We start from the raw sequence: 17579 nt of genomic DNA, 5'->3' as shown, positions 1-17579 counted from the left end.
TTAAGAACGATGCGAAGGCATCTGGTATGACATTTACACGTTTGTACTTTCTTTACCTCACCACGAGAGTTAAAAAAGTTCTTGTTGAGGGCTAGTAGAAGAAGAAATGTCTTCTGGATTGCTCTTTCCTTGCTTTATTTTCCGCAAGTATCTCTGACGGCACAACTTAATGACATGCAGCTGCTGGGCGGGAGTCATTGACAACCAATTAAAACGCTCTTCTCGCTTTCGCATGCATCCTTTGCAGTAGCCCCGCTCATCGACGGTGCATACTCCGATACAAGGACTTGGAACGTTAAAAAATTCTAGTTGCTCCATCCAGCCTCCTTTAATCACCAGATTCTAATTTACGATAAGCGTAACCGAATGTTTATCAATAACTTCCACAATGTGATTTGCAACAAACTATGACGCAAAGCTGACAAAAACAGCGTTTTATTAACTATACTGGCACCCATATTTGTCGTCGTACTTCCGACGAGTCTATCCGTATATTGGAGTCGATTATTATGAAGTTTAGTCCAAAAACATTCCTTGCTGCAGTATCGCTGCCTTTTCTGATGACGGCTTGCGCAAGCAACAGTGACGATGTAAAGCAGATCTCCGCAAACGATCTACTACACCATAATTGGGTACTGGTCAGTGTCGACGGAAACGAAGTGAAAACTGAAGGACGCCAGCAATCACCAAACCTAGAGATCGGCGAAAAAATGATGGCAAACGGCAATGCTGGCTGCAACAACTTCTTTGGCCAAGCGGAGTTAAAAGACAATCAGTTTCGTGTCGAGAAAATGGGAATGACGATGAAGATGTGTGTTGGAGATATCATGGATATTGAGCAAGCATTTTCTCAAACCCTTTCTGATTGGAGCACAATTTCTCTAACTGAAGAGAATTTAACGCTAAAGAATGATGTGCACACTCTTACATTCAAGCTCAGTGACTGGAAAAAGTAACTGACTCTTAATGCAAATAAGCAGCCCAACGTGGCTGCTTTTTTTTTGTTCCTAACTCATTGATACATTTAATCAGCAAATACATAAAAAAATTAGTATTTTTCCGTCATAATGAAAGAATGTGGGCCGGTGCTCGGTCTCTACATGGAAATAGACCATTTTAATCATACTCAGGGAATGTTATGACAAGGCTTATCAGTTTACTTTTCACCACATTACTTTCCACTGCTGCCTATGCCAGCAATACTTGGCAAGATATTACCGAACAAGCAAAAGGCCAAACCGTGTATTTTCACGCTTGGGGAGGCAGCCAAGAAATCAATAACTACATTCGTTGGGCCGGCGAGCAACTGAATCAACAATATGGCGTAACGTTAAAGCACGTAAAAGTCTCAGATATAGCCGAAACAACAACACGACTGATTGCTGAAAAAGCCGCGGGGAAAAACCAAGGCGGCAGCGTTGATATGGTTTGGATCAACGGTGAAAACTTCAAGTCTATGAAATCCAATCAATTGCTGTTTGGACCGTTTGTAGAGCAATTACCAAATTGGGAATATGTTGATAAAACTTTACCTGTCGATAGTGATTTCTCCGAACCAACCGAAGGACTGGAAGCGCCTTGGGGAGTTGGCCAGTTGGTTTTTATTCACGATACTCAAACGCTGAACAATCCACCTATGTCTTTTACTGAACTATTGAGCTACGCAAAAGCCTACCCAAATAAAGTGACGTATCCTCAGCCACCTGAGTTTCATGGCACCAGCTTTTTAAAAGCGCTTCTCATCGAGCTTACAGCAAACGATCCGTCGCTGAGTCAACCGGTAAACGCTGATAACTTCGAACAGGTGACAGCGCCGTTATGGCAATACCTAGAAGAGTTTCACAAAGTAGCTTGGCGTAAAGGCGAGCAGTTTCCCGGAGGTAGCGCAGAAACATTCCAACTGTTGGATGACGGACAGTTGGATCTAGCCATTACCTTTAACCCAAACGCAGTGTTTTCTTCTCAAGCGAATGGCACGCTAGCAGAAACGACTAAGGCGTATGCAATGGAATCTGGGGCGCTATCTAATATTCACTTTCTCGCCATTCCTTGGAATGCAAATGCTTCCGAAGGTGCACGAGTGGCGATCAACTTCCTCCTAAGCCCAGAGGCTCAATCTCGCAAAGGCGATTTAACTATATGGGGTGATCCATCTGTGCTTAAAAACGAGTTTGTTAGTGGTTCAGCTAAAAACACGAAACTGTTCAAGTCAGTCGCGGAGCCTCATCCTAGTTGGCAAACTGCGATTGAGACCGAATGGCAGAAGCGTTACGGAAATTAAATTGAGTGTTACAACGAGAGCCTGATGTTTAGAGCTGCGTATTTATTATTGATTTTCATCGTGATCCTACCCACACTTCCTGGGATATTAGGCGTCATGCTCTCGTCTGTAGGTTACTTGCCACCCATTGGTTCATTCGAACTATCACTCTCAGGCTATCGCCAAGCCTTGGCGTGGCCTGGGTTTATAACTTCAAGCTTATTGACGATATTCTCTGCATTAGTCAGTACCTACTTATCATTAGCTTTGTGCTTTATGGTGTTGCAAAGCCTTTGGAACAGCAGACGTTGGAAATACGTCGAAAACTTGTTGTCCCCTCTGCTAGCCGTGCCTCACGTCGCCTTTGCTATCGGATTCGCTTTTTTGTTTGCTTCAACCGGTTTATCCAATCGAGTGTTAAATACACTCCCTTGGTTTCAAGGTGACCAATCGGCGGCATCTTGGCTGGTGCACGATCCGTTTGCTATCGGGCTGACGTTAGCCCTTGCCTTGAAAGAGTTACCTTTCTTGCTTTTGATGAGTATCCCAATCTTGCATCAGATCAACGTCGACAACTTAGCTAAAGTCTCGACGTCTCTGGGATATTCTCCTCACCAATTTTGGTGGAAAGTCGTTTTACCCCAATGGCTAAATAAAATGCGCTTCCCTCTGTTTGCCGTCATCGCTTACGGAGCTTCTGTCGTTGATTTCGCACTAGTGCTAGGCCCAACTACGCCACCAACACTTGCCGTATTGGTATGGCAGTGGTTTGCAGAGCCAGATTTATCACTGTTGCCCCGAGCCGCTGCGGGGGCGATGTTACTCTTTGTCATTTGCGCGTGCCTGTTATTGACAGTCTACTTAGTGGAGCGATATCTGGTCAACAAGAAAAGCTGGCAATACTCTGGCCGCTTCGGGCTTCGTTTACCAGGCACATTTGTTGTTCTGAGTATTGCGTTTATTAATGTGTTACTTATGCCAATCATGGCCATATGGTCTGTGGCCCATAGGTGGCGGTTTCCTGATCTGCTTCCTTCCAACTTTAGCTTTCGATTTTGGGCAAACGAATCGGGCTCTTTTTTACCGATACTGGGCGAAAGTATCAACCTCGCTCTCATCAGCGCTTTAATCGCTCTCGGTTTGGCGATATTGGCACATGAGTACCGGCTCAAGTATCGGCTTCACTTACCAAGCTATGTCATTGTATTACCCATGTTGATGCCACAGCTTTCACTGTTATTTGGTTTGCAAGTTTCAACGCTCTATGTATCCAATGATAGCTATTACGTTTGGGTGATTTGGTCGCACGTCTTTTTCGCTTTTCCATTTGTCTACCTAGCGTTGGATGGCTCTTGGAAAAGTTACAACAATCAATACTCTCAGGTTGCGCTGAGCCTCGGTAAAACCCCTTGGCAAGTATTTGTTCAGATAAAGGCAAAAATATTACTTCAACCCATTTTTTATGCATGGGCAATTGGGGCGAGCGTCAGTTTGGCGCAATACTTACCGACACTGATGCTGGGGGCGGGGCGCATCGCTACCATAACTACGGAAGCTGTCGCACTCTCGAGTGGCTACGATCGTCGTGTGACCGCGATTTACGCATTGTGGCAAGTGCTTCTTCCTTTCGCATTTTTCTCTTTGGCGATACTCCTACCTCGGTTCTACCTAAGTAGGAAGAAAGCACCTCAAATCATACATAAGGAATCACGAATCAATGACGCTACGGCTCGAAAACATCGTCATCCATGATAAGCACAAGCAACCTCTGTTTTCTCCCCTAACGTTAGATATTGAAGCAGGTACGGTAGCAGTAATTATGGGGCCAAGTGGCTGTGGAAAATCGACGCTGCTCAACCTAGTAGCAGGTCATCTCAGCGACGACTTTCACTATCAAGGCGATGTGATACTTAATGGTAAGAGCTTATTAGACATTCCCCCCCACAAAAGAGGCGTAGGGATACTGTTTCAAGACGATTTGCTCTTTCCTCATCTAAACGTTTGGCAAAATTTGGCGTTTGCTCTCCCAGAGTCGGTCAAACCGAATGATAGAGAGGTTCACGCTTTACGCGCATTGGGCCATATAGGGTTGGAGAAAATCGCACATTCGTATCCAGAACAAATATCCGGAGGACAGCGCGCTCGAGTCAGCTTAGCACGCATGTTGCTCACTAAACCTTCGGCAGTGTTGCTCGATGAGCCATTTAGCAAGCTAGACAAACAGCTACGTATACAGTTCAGAGACTGGGTATTTGACCAACTCAGAAAAGCGAATATTCCCACTCTGCTCGTGACGCATGACCAAAGCGACATACCTAAAGATGGCAACTTAATATTACCTAGCTGGAACATAGACCATGCTTGATCGTTACAGTATAAAACTCATTCGAAGCCCACTCTCCTCGATAGCAAAACGTCTTGATACCTTTGGCATTAGGGCGAATCAAATCACTGTGGGAGGTTTTATTGTTGGCTGTTTTGCTCTACCTGCGCTGTATTATCAACAATTTGAATTAGCGCTTATCTTTATTTTGCTCAATCGAATAGCTGATGGGCTTGATGGTGCACTGGCGCGGATACAAGGCATTACTGATGCGGGAGGTTTTCTGGATATCAGTTTAGACTTCCTGTTCTACTCATTAATTCCATTTGGTTTCGCGCTTGCTAACCCTGCACAAAATGCATTAGCGAGTGCCTTTTTAATCTTTGCATTTATTGGCACCGGGAGCAGTTTCCTCGCGTTTGCAGTAATGGCAAACAAAAGAGGCATAGAAAATCCAATCTACAAAAACAAGTCGTTGTACTACATGAGTGGTTTAACCGAGGGAACAGAAACCATCGGATGTTTCGTGCTGTTCTGTCTAATGCCTGCGCATTATTCCATCATTGCATATGCATTTGGTTTTGCCTGTTGGTTTACAACCTTTACCCGAATCTACTCAGGCTATCAGACTCTCAAGTGATAATTTTCACTGCTAAATAATTGGATATAAGGTTTTATTACTAAATATCTGGCTTTTTGACGACGACAATTGAATGACGATTAAACATACAATAAAATCCTGCGTTTGCTGTCAATAACTAGATGCATATCAAATGCGCACATACAGGCTTTGATTTAGTGAAACCTATTTTAAACATTGTTGCCCTACTAGCGATATTCTCATCGCTAGTTTTCACTCAGAGTGCTTTGGCAGAATCTCAGTCGCTTGGTTTAAAGCCAATCGTTATTTATAAATCAAAGCCAAATCCACAAAGCTTTCTTGGATTGATAGAAAAAGGGCTTGATAAAACGGACAAGCTGTTAGGGATTGAAACGACACGTAAGATCATCACAAAAAAAGAGAGTTATACAGCGTCGATAATTAGCGCGGTAAAAGCTGGATACGACCCAATCATATCCGTTTATGCGACGAGTACACCTCAACTAAGTAACGTGATGAAAGCCTATCCAGGCACGCGATTCGTCCTTTACGATATCAGTTTCGATATCGCTAATAGCCTGGGAATACTATTTGACAGCAGTCATGCTGCATACATTTTAGGCTACCTTGCTGGTTCGAAAACCGAATCAGGAAAAGTGGGCTTTATTGGCGGCATAGACAACCCAGCAGTTGAGAACTTTCGGTGTGGTTTTGAGCTTGGGTTACACGACGCAAGCCCAAATGCGGCCCTCTATAGCGAATATGTCGGGACAACATCTGATGCGTGGCTAAACAGTAGTAAAGCTGAGGAAATCGCAGAGGGCTTAATTGAACAAGAGATAGATGTTCTATTTCCAGTAGCAGGCTTTGCAAGCCGAGGTGTGTATAAAGCAGCAAGTGAGAACGGCATCACCACCTTTGGCGTAGACACCAACCAAAATGATGCTTATTCGCACGTTGTTATGGCATCTATGCTCAAGCACGTTGACGATGCAACATTTGCGGTGATGAAACAGCTTTATCTTGGCATATGGAATAGCAACCACAAACACTTTGGAACCTCTCAAAATATGGTTGAGATTATTCTAAATCCAGAGCACCAAGCCGTTCGTGAAGAGGACAAAGTGTTGTTAGAACAACTGAGCAATAAGATGAAAATGACCTCGAGTGGGCCTTTAAAAGCGCTTAACCGGAACTGTAGCAGACACTTCTAATGAAACGACTAACACACAAGATTATTTTCTACTACACGATCTTTACCTTACTCCCTCTTACTGTTCTTGGAACGATTGGTTTTGTTTTCTACTACCAAACCAACCTACAGTCTCTTAACCACCAGTTTTATGAGGTTATCGAGTCACAAACTTTAAATGCGGTGCACGCCGCTACTGAGCTCGATACTGAAATTGCGCAACAAGTCGCGATACACATTTCCCATGTAGAACATGTCACCAAAGTGACGTTAACTTCTTCCGTATATGACCTTGTTCTGTCCGAGGTGATCTCCACTACCGACTCAGCAGAGACGGAACAGTTCAAATTCCCTCTGTATGATCACCTTCACAATAAAGTCGGATCTATTTTGGTTGAAAAAAACACCGATGCGATAGGAAAAAGCGAAATTGCCGCCATTCTTCCTTTTGCCATGTTGTTTGTACTTTCATTCTTAATTCTTGGCTTTTTGTTTAGTCGCAAAGTTTTAGCTCTACTCAGCAAACCATTTTATGACGCACAGCGGTACGGCTATCTGATGGCAAAAGGAGAAATAAACGTTGCACCACCAGAGCACCAATATGTGGAGTTCAGTGCCCTATTCGCTTCAATAGATAACCTTAGAGAACGACTGCTCGATAATATCAACGAACTCAAGAAAAGTGAGCAGCGATTAAACACAAGCTATAACCTAACTCAGGTCTGCCAGTTTGTCGTAGACACAAAGAACAAAACTATCGTCCGTTCTAACAACGAGTTCAAACGACATTTTGGCAGTACTTCGGACGACGTGAATGACCTACAACTTAGCCTAATTATGCGCATTGCAAATGAACAGATTCGAAACGGAAAGTACTTCCAAGTCAGTACATTGCAAGGCGAACGGTCATTTCACTTTAATACAACTGACAGCGATGATTTTATCGTAGAGTGCTCAGCCCTTGATGTAACCTCTCTTATTGCCACTAAACGTGAGCTAGAGACACAGCTTATCACTGACTCACTGACGAAGATTGGCAATCGTGTAGGATTTAATCGACACATCGAAAAACTAGAGAGGACTCCAAACCAAGCAGTCTACTTTGTAATGGTAGACTTAAATGGGTTTAAACCTATTAATGATACCTATGGGCACAGTGCTGGGGACTTTTTGTTAAAAGAGATTGCGTCTCGGCTTCATGAGCAAGCTAACTCAAATACAAAAGTTTATCGCCTAGGAGGGGATGAATTTGTTCTTATTTGTGAACAGGCGTTTAATTCAGATGACGCGACTAAACTTGCAAAAAGCCTTGTTGCAACAATAAGCTCACCGATCAAATATAGGGGTTCGTTACTTCATGTTTCTGCCAGCATTGGTATTGCGTCTAAGCCTAAAAATCACAAGGATATATCCGCAATCATTCACAACGCCGATCTAGCCATGTATGAAGCGAAAGAAAAACAAACTGGTTGGGAAATAAGTCGTCATGAGCCAGTTAGTGAATCTTAGTTAACGGTTTGTATTCTCAGATTCGCATCGATAACTTCATAGCTCATGAGGTAATTATTCTCATCCCTAAATATACTGTTATCCATATTTAGACCATCTACCTCAATATTTGTCCAATCGGCAAACGTCGCACTGAAATCCCGCATATTATAAGGTCGTTGAATTATTTTTGTCATATTATTTCTTTTTTTACTGTCAAATAAGAAAAAGGGGATCTCAACGGATGAATTCGATATTCTCCCACTAGTATCATGAATATAGTAAGGGGGAGCATCGATAGACCTCAAACCGTGATCAGAGAAATATATCATCTGGTAGGCGAGATTACTTTGGTCAAGAATAAACCTTAGTTCCAACAAAAAGTCAAAACTAGCCTTGATTGAATTGTCGTAACAGTCCAACTGTTTAGGTCTATTTGTTTCTATCGGTTTGGTTATTGAGTCGAATCTAGAACAAAAATCACTATGAGAACCCATAGTGTTAATGAATACAACTCTGTTTTTCTCACTAGGCTTTGACACAATGCGTTCAAATATTGGCAGCAAGACAGAATCTGGCCGCGAAGACAAATAATCTAAGCTTGTGTATATAACATGATTCGCTTCTGATGCTAGTTTAGATACTTGCGTATCAAAAATACCGTATTTCGCCTGATTTGACAGCCAATACGTTTCTAGGCCAGCCTGATTGGCAAGAGCGATAATGTTCTTACCCGGTTGATATATCGCTGAACTCTCATTCTTTGATAGCATTCTCGGAACAGAAAGACGGGTAACCACCGAGGGGGCAATCACACCATCATATACCGTTAATCCACTAACATCCTTCATAGTCGGCAGTTTGTACCCGTATATACTAAAATGCGATTTTAGTGCCGACTCACCAATGACAACCACATAAATCTCATTGTTATTAGAAGCGTTGGCATAGTTAATTCGATTCCAACCCTCACCGTTGTTAGAGTTATGGTAGTTGAGAATATTGTAGAAAACATATAAAGAAGAAAGCGGTTGAGAAAATGGATTAGTATCTAACAATCTGATTATCATCAAATCATTTCCTTCTAAGCCATATTCTGAAAAAGTATACTTTAAGTCAGAATTAATATTTTTTGCAAAGTGCGCCACATAAACATTTGAGACAAGGAAAATTAATAGCATTACCACGTAGTGTTTTTTTCTTATCACTACAAAACTTGCAGTGTAAACAGCAAAAACCAACACAAAGAAAAAGAAGAAAATTAAATTAACAGCTCCTAAAGAGCTTATAAACTCGATACTTTCCTGATAGTTACTTTCGTATAATGCACCGATAACTCCGACGGTGAAGCCACCATAATATAGCTTCGCAAAAACTAACAGTCCCACATAGAGAAACAGTAGTGCAGACATCAACAATGGAAGTTTGGTTTTCCGACCCAAATATAAGATCGTTAAAACAGTAAAATAGAATGACAAAAGTGATATCAGTAGATGTTCATTACTCCAGCAGAGGATTACCCCAATAGATAAAAGGATAATATTCAACGAAAGCAGAGCAAGCAAAGATAGCAAACGAAAGACCTGTTAGATTGAGGTAGGAAAGTATTTAATGTTTAGATGCTTGAGAACATGCCCAGTAAACATCTCTCCGGGCATGGTCCATTGGCGGTTTCTACCACTACGTATAGTGGTCACAACTAAAGTGTGAAAATCTCAACACGTCGATTGAGCTTTCTATTCTCATCACTCATATTATCGACGAATGGTTTCGTTTCACCATAACTGGTTGTAGTCACGCGTTTGGGATCCACTCCTTGGTCTATCAAATAGTCTTCTACCGACTTAGACCTTTTTAGACCCAGTGAAAAGTTATAGCCAGCATCCCCTACGTTATCCGTGTGACCAGCCAACTCAAGGTTAGAGGAGTTGGATTCAACCATTCTGATAACCCGCGTAAGTACATATTCCGACTGCTGTGTCAGTGTTGATTGATCGAAGTTAAAATAGACTCTTGCAATCACTTCCGGATCATTAGAAAGTCGGACTTCGGAGTTAGTTAGAAGATATTCTGTGCAGTTTAGGGAAAGACCAATTGCTTTTAATTCTTCTTTCAACCAAGCCATCTCGGGAGCAACTTCTCCCTGCTTGACAATTTGTTGAAAACCACCTTGGTGAGTCATCACTTGTATACTTTGCCCAACTTTCATAGAGTGCTCAAACTCCAACCCGTCTTGATTACAATATAATGCAAGAGGGTCTTGATTTTCCTGGGCAAAACCATGAAAAGAAACAAGGAAAAGAGAGGTTGCAATAACAGTTCGCATAGTAATCATTTTAATTCGCTTAATATCATTTTAAGTGACCAATTTCTTCTGTAATAAGCTCAAGAATCTTATTGAGTATATCGTCTCGATTTTGTGCTTTATAGACATTTTCTGCGCCAACACACTTCTGTAAAGCCCTGTTCTTATTCACATCATAGTCAAAACCAACAACAGCCAGTCTAGCTTTTACTTTATGCCCGTCAGGCGTTAGATCTGCTGACAATGTGTTGACGATAGTACTACACATGCCCGCGTTAACAAGTTGCATATGCCTGCTTGGATCCCCATCCTCGCCATCAGACAACACAATGAGCAAACGCCTAGGGTTTCGACCTTTTCGGAGCATTTGAGCCCCTCGAATTATCCCTTGAAAAGACGCCGTACCATGATTGGGGTAAAAGCTACGTACACTGTTGTTGAATGAAGAATAGTTATCCGTCAACGGTAAATCTTGGAACCTAGAGCTGTCTCCGTGGCTTACGCAATACCGGTTATTTTTCTCTACAAATATATTTCGCACAGTCTTTGACGCATTGAACCTGCCATTTTGGTTGACCATCTGAGTCATAAAACAGTGTCTACTGCGATTACTCGGTATCGTTTTGGTGTAAAAGTTAAACGCAGTAAGGCCAACTGTATTGTTATCGGTATTATTCAAATCATTGAATTTTTGCAACTCATTGGTCACTTCTTGGATAATATTCCGCAAGTCAATATACTTTCGATTCCTGCCCCCACTCCAATTCCAAGCCATAGATCCTGAGTAGTCTGATACAAATATAATATCAACAGCCTCGCTTTGATACTTGCGAGCAACAGCTGCGCCTTTTGCAGAGAAAGTATCTCCGAACCCTTCTATCGAATCGTTTCCTGGGAACCAGGTATCCTGAACGCTAGAAACTTCAATCTCGTATTGGAAGAAACGAGGTTCACCGCGTGCCAAGCCCGCTCTACATTCAGCGATTTGGTCACAATTGTATTTTTTAACTTTTAAACCTGTGAGCTGTGTAGAATCACGCAAATAAGCGTTTAAATAATCGGTGGCAATTTGGCGGTTAACCCGGCTTCCTGAGCCTACTCCCTGAGAGTCCTGGTTGTCATCGTTGTGAGCCGCTATTGCAAGCACTGCGATTTCTGAGGCATCTTCGATACGCGCCTTAGTTTGCAACGCACGTGCTCCATCAGTCGCGAGTGTAAATATCCCAAAGAGGCCTGGTATGATCATTGCGAATAGCAGAGCAGCATGACCGGATTGCTTTTTGATCTTTCTCATCTTGCTACCTACCTATAATGACCGCGTCTGAAGAGACTAGCTTAAAGTCTTTACCCAAAATGTCGCCTATCCAATTATCAGTCTCATAACACAAGGTCACACGATAAAGGGTGGCTTGGCGATCCCAAGATGTAATGACAGATAGATGGCGTAAATCACTCAACCTATTGCTTAACGTGCATACATTTGGACCAAACGAAAAAGTGGTAGATGGATTTGGCGAACCATTCGATGCAAATGTCAGCTCCTCAACTACGACTCGATACTTAGTATTGTCAAATGAGGATCCTCCCATTCGTTCAAGAGAGCCTTGAGAAATCACATAGAGTTGACGCGCTTCGCTGCTGTTAATTCGATACTCTTCATCATAAAGTTGGGTACGCTCTTTAAGAATATTAACCATCGAATACGAAAGGCGGTCAAGCTTGCCTTTCAAAGACAGTTTCATCACCACATCTCCGCTGAAGACGAGTAGAATACTAAAGAACAAGCCAACAATGGCGAATTCAACACTAAAAGTGCCTCGTTGTTTACGAGGCGATGGTTTAGAAGGCATCGCGTTCGTACTCCTGCACTACAATCACCTCACGGCTTACCAGATTCGAGGTATCCATGAAAAAGGTGAAGATAGAGTTGAAATCGTAGTCAACACGATATATTGCCATCGCACTATTCGCCGCTATGCCGCACTCAGCAAAAGTATCGCCATCGGGCACTTCACAAGGATTCACATTGGTTAGATCGGCAACCTTACGTATATAGTTTACCGACATACGAAAATTCGATTCATCGACGACTCCAGACCAAAGGGCGTTGCTATCTTCAATGACACTAGAAAAAGACTGTTTATAGTTTCCTTTCGAGACTTTCGCCGAACGTGCTGCTTCAGAAATGGCTAAGTCAGATATAGCGCTAACATAAGAGAGGTAACTCATTTCTACCCACGCCATACACATAAGCCAAAAAGCCATAAACCCAAGAGCAAACTCTATACTCGCAATGCCTCTTTGATAAAACGATCGCACTTTTTTTATCATTGCAGTGTCTTCTCTTCGTTTTGTTTTAAGAGCTCAGGGTTGACTTGGCTAGTGGGCTCACTGTTTCTTAGTGCTGCAAAATGGTTAAATGCCTCTTCTTCCGTTACTTCAGGACCAAGCATAGTTTTCACGTAACCAAAATTCCCCAACTTGGCCAACGCTAACATCAGGTTTGCTTGAACTTGAGCATCTGCTTTATCATTAGTGTAAATAGGCATCAAACGCTGTACCGCATCTAAATAGTGGCCTTCAATTATATCCAATACAGCTAGGTTGTTTTTGACCGTTATATCATCATAGAAATTACTACGTGCGTGATTAAACATCATTCTCGCACGGTTATAATCTCCATTTGCCGAGTACAATAAACCCGCCATATTTTGAATTTCAGCGTTTTTGGGGTCTATCTCTTTTGCCTTTTCGATGTCTCGAAGACCTTGTTCAAATTCTCCCAGTTCGTATAAGCTGTTGGCATTTAACAACAATGCCTCAGCAGATATCTTTTTTTGTGCCATCAGAGGTTTCAGGATAAATAGTGCAGAATCCGCATCTTTAATTTTAAGGTAGCTTCTTGCTAACTTGATTCGTACTTCTTCTGTATCTCTGACACTGAGTTGAGATTTATAGTAACCAACGAGCTCATTGTAGTTCTGAGCCTGTATAAGCAACGCCTCTTTATTCAGAGAGCGATCATCAGAGTTTGTGCTCGCGCATCCGACTAAAAAAACAACGAGTAAAAAACAACTTAATTTAGACATTGGACATCATCCTCAGAATACCCGGTGCTGCAATGAGAATAACAATTGGCATCATTATAAATAGGATCAAAGGTACCGACATTTTCGCGGCCAACTTACCGATTTTTTCTTCTAAAGTAAGCATCTGGACGTCACGTATATCTCCAGCAAGCGTTGTAAGCACACCGTAAATGGAAGAACCGTATTGGAGGCTTTGTTTCAAGGTCATAACAAAACTGCGCATCTCACTGGAAGGAATATCTTCGTATAGTTCATCCAAGGCTTTTTGCATACCGACCAATCTAGCGCGATCATTTGTTTTTTTGAGTAGTCCAGCTAATTCCTTATCAAAACCAATCATCTCCTTCGACAAATAGCTCATAGCAGACTCGATTGTCATACCTGTTTGTACACATACAGCTAACAGGTCTAGCAGGTAAGGTAACTGACCAGATACTCGAGATATCCTTGCCTTACCTCTGCCATCCAGAAGTGCATCAGGGACCACAATGCAAATAATTAGCCATGTGGCCATAAACGCGATTAATGTCGGTGTAGAAATTGCGCTTTTAATCGAATAGATATATATCGCAGCACAGCCTAACATCAACGCCCCATATTTTAGGGGCATATAAAGGGCAACCCATTTACTTTTCGATGATATGCCAGCACGCTTAAACTTGTCGTTTATTTCCTGGTTGCTGTGTTCTACTGCCGGTTTCGCGACTTTCTCAGACATAAACTCGACAAAGCCAGCCATCCGATTCGAGTCAGATTTTAAAGAAAGCTGGTTTAAAAACATCTTTCGCTTAGTCAGACGAAAAATAACAAGTGCGATTAACAATACACCTAAAAAAACCGCACATAACTGAAGGAAGACATAAAGTTGCGGTGAGATATCCATTATCGAACCCCTCTCATGAGTCCCCAAACGATGCTGATTCCTATCGCTTCACTGATCAGCATATAATACAAAATCGGCTGACCTTTAGGGTGGTTCATCACAAAGTCATAGTTCTCTGGGCTCAAGTACTGCAACATAAATAGAAAGAAAAAAGGGATAGCGGCAACAATTTTTGCTGACGTTCGAGCTTCCGACGTTAGTGCGTATTTCTTCTTCTCGATGGCTCTTGCGTCAAACATTAGCCTGTTAAGTCTTGTAATCACATCTTTCAACTGGCCACCACGTTGCATATTCGCTCTCAGGGTGATGACGAAAAACTGGAAAGATCGATAAGGGAAACGGTTACAAGATTTCCTAAATACTGTATCTGGCGACTCCCCCATTTGGAGTCTTTCCCCCATACGTTTAAACTCTTCGCCTACACTGCCCTCTAATGACTTACCGACAAAGATAATCGAGTGCATCAAACTTTCACCAGAACTGACAGCACTGGCAAGCATGTTAAGGGCATCTGGAAAGGCCATTTCAAACTCTTTTTGCTGACGACTCTCGAGTATCGTCAAACCAGAAAATATACCGACTATTTGCCCTATCACCAGTGCATACAGAGGATGGACTCTGATGAAGGTGTTGTTCGCATAGAAACTAACCAGAGCAACGACCAGACAATAAGCCAATACCTTAAGTAGCGCAAACGCCCCTAGTTGCATTTTGATATTGCGAACTCTACGTTGGATTGTCTGGCGGAAGGTTTCACCTGTCAGACTATTAAGGTTGACGGCTTTGTGGTCTTCATCCATGGAGTTGACATACAGCGTTCTATTTAGCTGTTCGAGGTACTCATTCTCTTTGCGCTTTGAGGGCCAAAACGCAATGATGAACAAAACACCTCCGAGAATGAGAGCAAGCCAGAAGATCATATCGCTTCTCTAGCAGCAAATAGCTGACCCAATTGTGCATCCAAGCCGAAAAATTTCGCTTTCTCAACGAGTACAGAGCGCTGCATTAAGCCAGCAGTCATAAAGTTTCCGCGCACTTTACCATCATCCCCTTGCATCTGATTCGGAACAAAGCGGAATATCTCTTCAAGTACAACACTTTGTCCTTCTAGACCAACAACTTCGGATATACTCATCACTTTACGAGAGCCATCATGCAGGCGGCTAATCTGAATGACCAAGTCAACCGCACTAACAATGTTCCGACGGATTGCCTCAAGTGGTAGGTTGTTGGTGGCCATCATAACCATCGCTTCAACACGTGCTAACGCATCACGGGGCGTGTTGGCGTGGAGGGTCGACATTGAGCCATCGTGACCAGTGTTCATTGCTTGAAGCATTTCAAACGCTTCTCCACCACGACACTCACCGACAATGATTCTGTCTGGTCGCATACGAAGTGAGTTGATCACAAGATCACGCTGGTCAATCGCACCAGTTCCTTCAATACCGGAGGTACGCGTCTCTAATCGTACAACATGTGGCTGTTGTAGCTTAAGTTCGGCGGCATCTTCGATCGTTACGATACGTTCTTTTTCGGAAATAAACTGGGAAAGGGCATTCAGCATGGTTGTTTTACCCGAGCCCGTCCCCCCTGAGATAAGAATATTAAGGCGGCAACGTGCAGCAATCATAAGTAACTTGGCCATTTCCGGGCTCATAGCACCGAACTCAACCAGTGCATCGAAGCTCAAACTGCCCTTTTTAAACTTACGAATTGAAATCGAAGTGCCATCGATCGCAATAGGTGGGATAACAATGTTTACACGGCTGCCATCTGGTAAACGCGCATCACAAGTTGGTGAAGAATCGTCAACACGACGTCCAACACGTGCAGCGATACGTTTCGCTATCTGAATCAACTGATCTTCGTCGATAAAGGTAACTTCTGACTTCTCAACCAAGCCATTGCGTTCGACGAAAACGTTATCACACCCGTTAATCATGATATCACTTATGGACTCGTCTTCCATAAGTGACTGCATCGGACCTAAACCATGGATTTCGTTGACTAGGCTTTGAACATAATCGGCTTTCACAATAGATGGCACTGACCACCCTTGTCGTTCAATCAAAAGCTCGACAGCTTCAGCTAACTGTTTACTCAACTGCTCTTTAGATAAAACGGTGACCGCTTCGCTATCTAAAGCCTCAAAAATTTGGCTGCGAATAGCAATGAAAATTGACTTAGAGTGATCCATTATTTACGGCTCCTCTTAAACAACTTACTCAACACACCAACTTTTCCGATTTCATGTTTTTCGCCCAATAGTGCTGCAGTAATCTGATTTATGCTTTTACTAATTGGTAGCTTTAGTTCATGAAGGTGTTTTCCTTCAAGCAGCGCTTTGCTCATTTGTCCATCATAAGGACACATTACATCGATAGGCCTGCGAAGATACTTCTCGATCTCTTCTCCTGTCACCGTCGCGTGCTTTTCGGGACTCGTGTGGTTAATTACCACTATGATTCGAGCTTTAGTTTCTAACTCTTTTAATTGAGAGACTATCCGGCTGGCGTCGCGAAGACATGAAACAGTCGGCTTCAATACCAATACAATCGCATCGCACTCTTTTGCACTGTACTCTAAGTCTTGCTTACAATTCACTGAGCAGGAAAGATCTTCAATCAAAAAATTAGTTTGCTCTGAAAGCTCATCAGATAACGTTCTTACGTATTCCTTCATCTGAAATTCGTTGAGATCTTTTGACTGAACAGAGAGTATGGACAGCATTGGGGTGATCTTTTGCGTCATATTGAGCGCATAAGAGGTATCCAGATTAGAAGTTAACGCTCCTGGTGGGATGTCTTTTTTCTCGAACTTCTTGAGACCAAGCAGTATGTCTAGGTTGCCCCCGACAAAGTCGTGATCAATCACAACACAAGAACTGTTTTTCTTACTCGAGAGTTCACAAGCAATCTCAGCAACGAGCAGCGAGTTACCAACGCCACCACTCGCTCCCCAAAACGCGACTTTTTTTGCTTCTCGCGCCTTACCCAAGCCAGCATTTCTCTGACGGTTATCAGAAACGTTTTTGACGAAATCTATCAGTTCTTGCTTACTTACAGGCCAGAACAGGTAATAAAAACCCATCTCCTTAAGATTCCGAATAGTCGAAATCGCATCTTCACTTCCGACTACAATCACTGACGCAGAATTTGGCAACAAATGACTGATACGTCGCATATCTTCTGTGACATTGTTGCTTTCATTCAGCTCTACAATAACAATCTCTAACGCACTACTACGCGCATACTTCTTTATTACTTCGTCGTCGTTTTCTAATAATTTAGGTACAGCAAGGCCTTCAAAAGTGAACGCTTCTTCAACTAATTTTCTGCAGACCTCTGTTTGATAAAAAAGGACAGAAGACAGCCCTTGCGTTTCAGGCTCTTTGGATTCAGAAGGCTTTAATAGTTCAACAAGATCTAACATTTG

The 17579-nt window shown here is 42.6% G+C and carries 18 protein-coding genes; 7 read left to right on the top strand and 11 right to left on the bottom strand.

Annotated features, from left to right (window positions below):
- Positions 1–69 precede the first annotated feature (69 nt).
- On the bottom strand, positions 70–318 hold the full coding sequence (locus ACUALS_RS05980; RefSeq protein WP_039472739.1) for a DUF1289 domain-containing protein: 249 nt from the start codon (positions 316–318) through the stop codon (positions 70–72).
- A gap of 191 nt (positions 319–509) precedes the next feature.
- Between ACUALS_RS05980 and ACUALS_RS05975 the strand changes: the two genes are divergently transcribed.
- The 7 genes from ACUALS_RS05975 to ACUALS_RS05945 all read left to right on the top strand — a co-directional run bounded on the left by ACUALS_RS05975 (position 510) and on the right by ACUALS_RS05945 (position 7885).
- Positions 510–956 (top strand): META domain-containing protein, encoded by a 447-nt coding sequence (locus ACUALS_RS05975; RefSeq protein ID WP_005470520.1) that lies wholly within the window; start codon positions 510–512, stop codon positions 954–956.
- A gap of 182 nt (positions 957–1138) precedes the next feature.
- The gene (locus ACUALS_RS05970) at positions 1139–2281 is read left to right on the top strand and encodes an ABC transporter substrate-binding protein (protein WP_005470385.1); all 1143 of its coding nucleotides are present in this window, start codon (positions 1139–1141) and stop codon (positions 2279–2281) included.
- Between the two features lie 24 nt (positions 2282–2305).
- Complete coding sequence (locus ACUALS_RS05965) at positions 2306–4012, top strand: ABC transporter permease (RefSeq protein WP_454449084.1); 1707 nt, start codon at positions 2306–2308, stop codon at positions 4010–4012.
- Entirely contained in the window at positions 3978–4625 is a 648-nt protein-coding gene (locus tag ACUALS_RS05960) for an ATP-binding cassette domain-containing protein (RefSeq protein WP_454449083.1), read from the top strand. Before ACUALS_RS05965 ends, ACUALS_RS05960 begins: the two co-directional genes overlap by 35 nt.
- Complete coding sequence (locus ACUALS_RS05955) at positions 4618–5223, top strand: CDP-alcohol phosphatidyltransferase family protein (RefSeq protein WP_454449082.1); 606 nt, start codon at positions 4618–4620, stop codon at positions 5221–5223. The genes ACUALS_RS05960 and ACUALS_RS05955 overlap by 8 nt, the downstream gene beginning before the upstream one ends.
- Positions 5224–5381: 158 nt before the next feature.
- Complete coding sequence (locus tag ACUALS_RS05950; RefSeq protein WP_454449081.1) at positions 5382–6398, top strand: BMP family ABC transporter substrate-binding protein; 1017 nt, start codon at positions 5382–5384, stop codon at positions 6396–6398.
- On the top strand, positions 6398–7885 hold the full coding sequence (locus ACUALS_RS05945; RefSeq protein WP_454449080.1) for a diguanylate cyclase domain-containing protein: 1488 nt from the start codon (positions 6398–6400) through the stop codon (positions 7883–7885). Before ACUALS_RS05950 ends, ACUALS_RS05945 begins: the two co-directional genes overlap by 1 nt.
- Here the strand turns inward: ACUALS_RS05945 and ACUALS_RS05940 are convergent.
- The 10 genes from ACUALS_RS05940 to ACUALS_RS05895 form a co-directional block, all read right to left on the bottom strand.
- Entirely contained in the window at positions 7882–9276 is a 1395-nt protein-coding gene (locus ACUALS_RS05940) for a phosphoethanolamine transferase (protein ID WP_454449079.1), read from the bottom strand. The two genes, ACUALS_RS05945 and ACUALS_RS05940, sit on opposite strands and share 4 nt — an antisense overlap.
- A 287-nt stretch (positions 9277–9563) precedes the next feature.
- Complete coding sequence (locus ACUALS_RS05935; RefSeq protein ID WP_454449078.1) at positions 9564–10190, bottom strand: OmpA family protein; 627 nt, start codon at positions 10188–10190, stop codon at positions 9564–9566.
- A gap of 25 nt (positions 10191–10215) precedes the next feature.
- Positions 10216–11463 carry a TadE/TadG family type IV pilus assembly protein gene (locus tag ACUALS_RS05930; protein ID WP_454449077.1) on the bottom strand — a complete coding sequence of 416 codons (1248 nt, stop codon included), beginning with the start codon at positions 11461–11463 and terminating at the stop codon, positions 10216–10218.
- 4 nt (positions 11464–11467) lie between these two features.
- On the bottom strand, positions 11468–12019 hold the full coding sequence (tadF, locus tag ACUALS_RS05925; RefSeq protein WP_039472765.1) for a tight adherence pilus pseudopilin TadF: 552 nt from the start codon (positions 12017–12019) through the stop codon (positions 11468–11470).
- Positions 12009–12500, bottom strand: a complete 492-nt coding sequence (locus ACUALS_RS05920) for a TadE/TadG family type IV pilus assembly protein (protein WP_052125097.1) — start codon at positions 12498–12500, stop codon at positions 12009–12011. The genes tadF and ACUALS_RS05920 overlap by 11 nt, the downstream gene beginning before the upstream one ends.
- Positions 12497–13258 (bottom strand): tetratricopeptide repeat protein, encoded by a 762-nt coding sequence (locus ACUALS_RS05915; RefSeq protein ID WP_454449076.1) that lies wholly within the window; start codon positions 13256–13258, stop codon positions 12497–12499. Before ACUALS_RS05915 ends, ACUALS_RS05920 begins: the two co-directional genes overlap by 4 nt.
- The gene (locus ACUALS_RS05910) at positions 13251–14141 is read right to left on the bottom strand and encodes a type II secretion system F family protein (protein ID WP_454449075.1); all 891 of its coding nucleotides are present in this window, start codon (positions 14139–14141) and stop codon (positions 13251–13253) included. The genes ACUALS_RS05915 and ACUALS_RS05910 overlap by 8 nt, the downstream gene beginning before the upstream one ends.
- Positions 14141–15061 carry a type II secretion system F family protein gene (locus ACUALS_RS05905; protein WP_454449074.1) on the bottom strand — a complete coding sequence of 307 codons (921 nt, stop codon included), beginning with the start codon at positions 15059–15061 and terminating at the stop codon, positions 14141–14143. Before ACUALS_RS05905 ends, ACUALS_RS05910 begins: the two co-directional genes overlap by 1 nt.
- Entirely contained in the window at positions 15058–16341 is a 1284-nt protein-coding gene (locus ACUALS_RS05900; RefSeq protein WP_005470579.1) for a CpaF family protein, read from the bottom strand. The genes ACUALS_RS05905 and ACUALS_RS05900 overlap by 4 nt, the downstream gene beginning before the upstream one ends.
- Complete coding sequence (locus ACUALS_RS05895) at positions 16341–17576, bottom strand: AAA family ATPase (RefSeq protein WP_454449073.1); 1236 nt, start codon at positions 17574–17576, stop codon at positions 16341–16343. Before ACUALS_RS05895 ends, ACUALS_RS05900 begins: the two co-directional genes overlap by 1 nt.
- Positions 17577–17579: the final 3 nt, after the last annotated feature.

It is taken from the genome of Vibrio sp. NH-7 (assembly GCF_053643215.1).
This window is presented reverse-complemented; position numbering and strand designations above follow the sequence as displayed.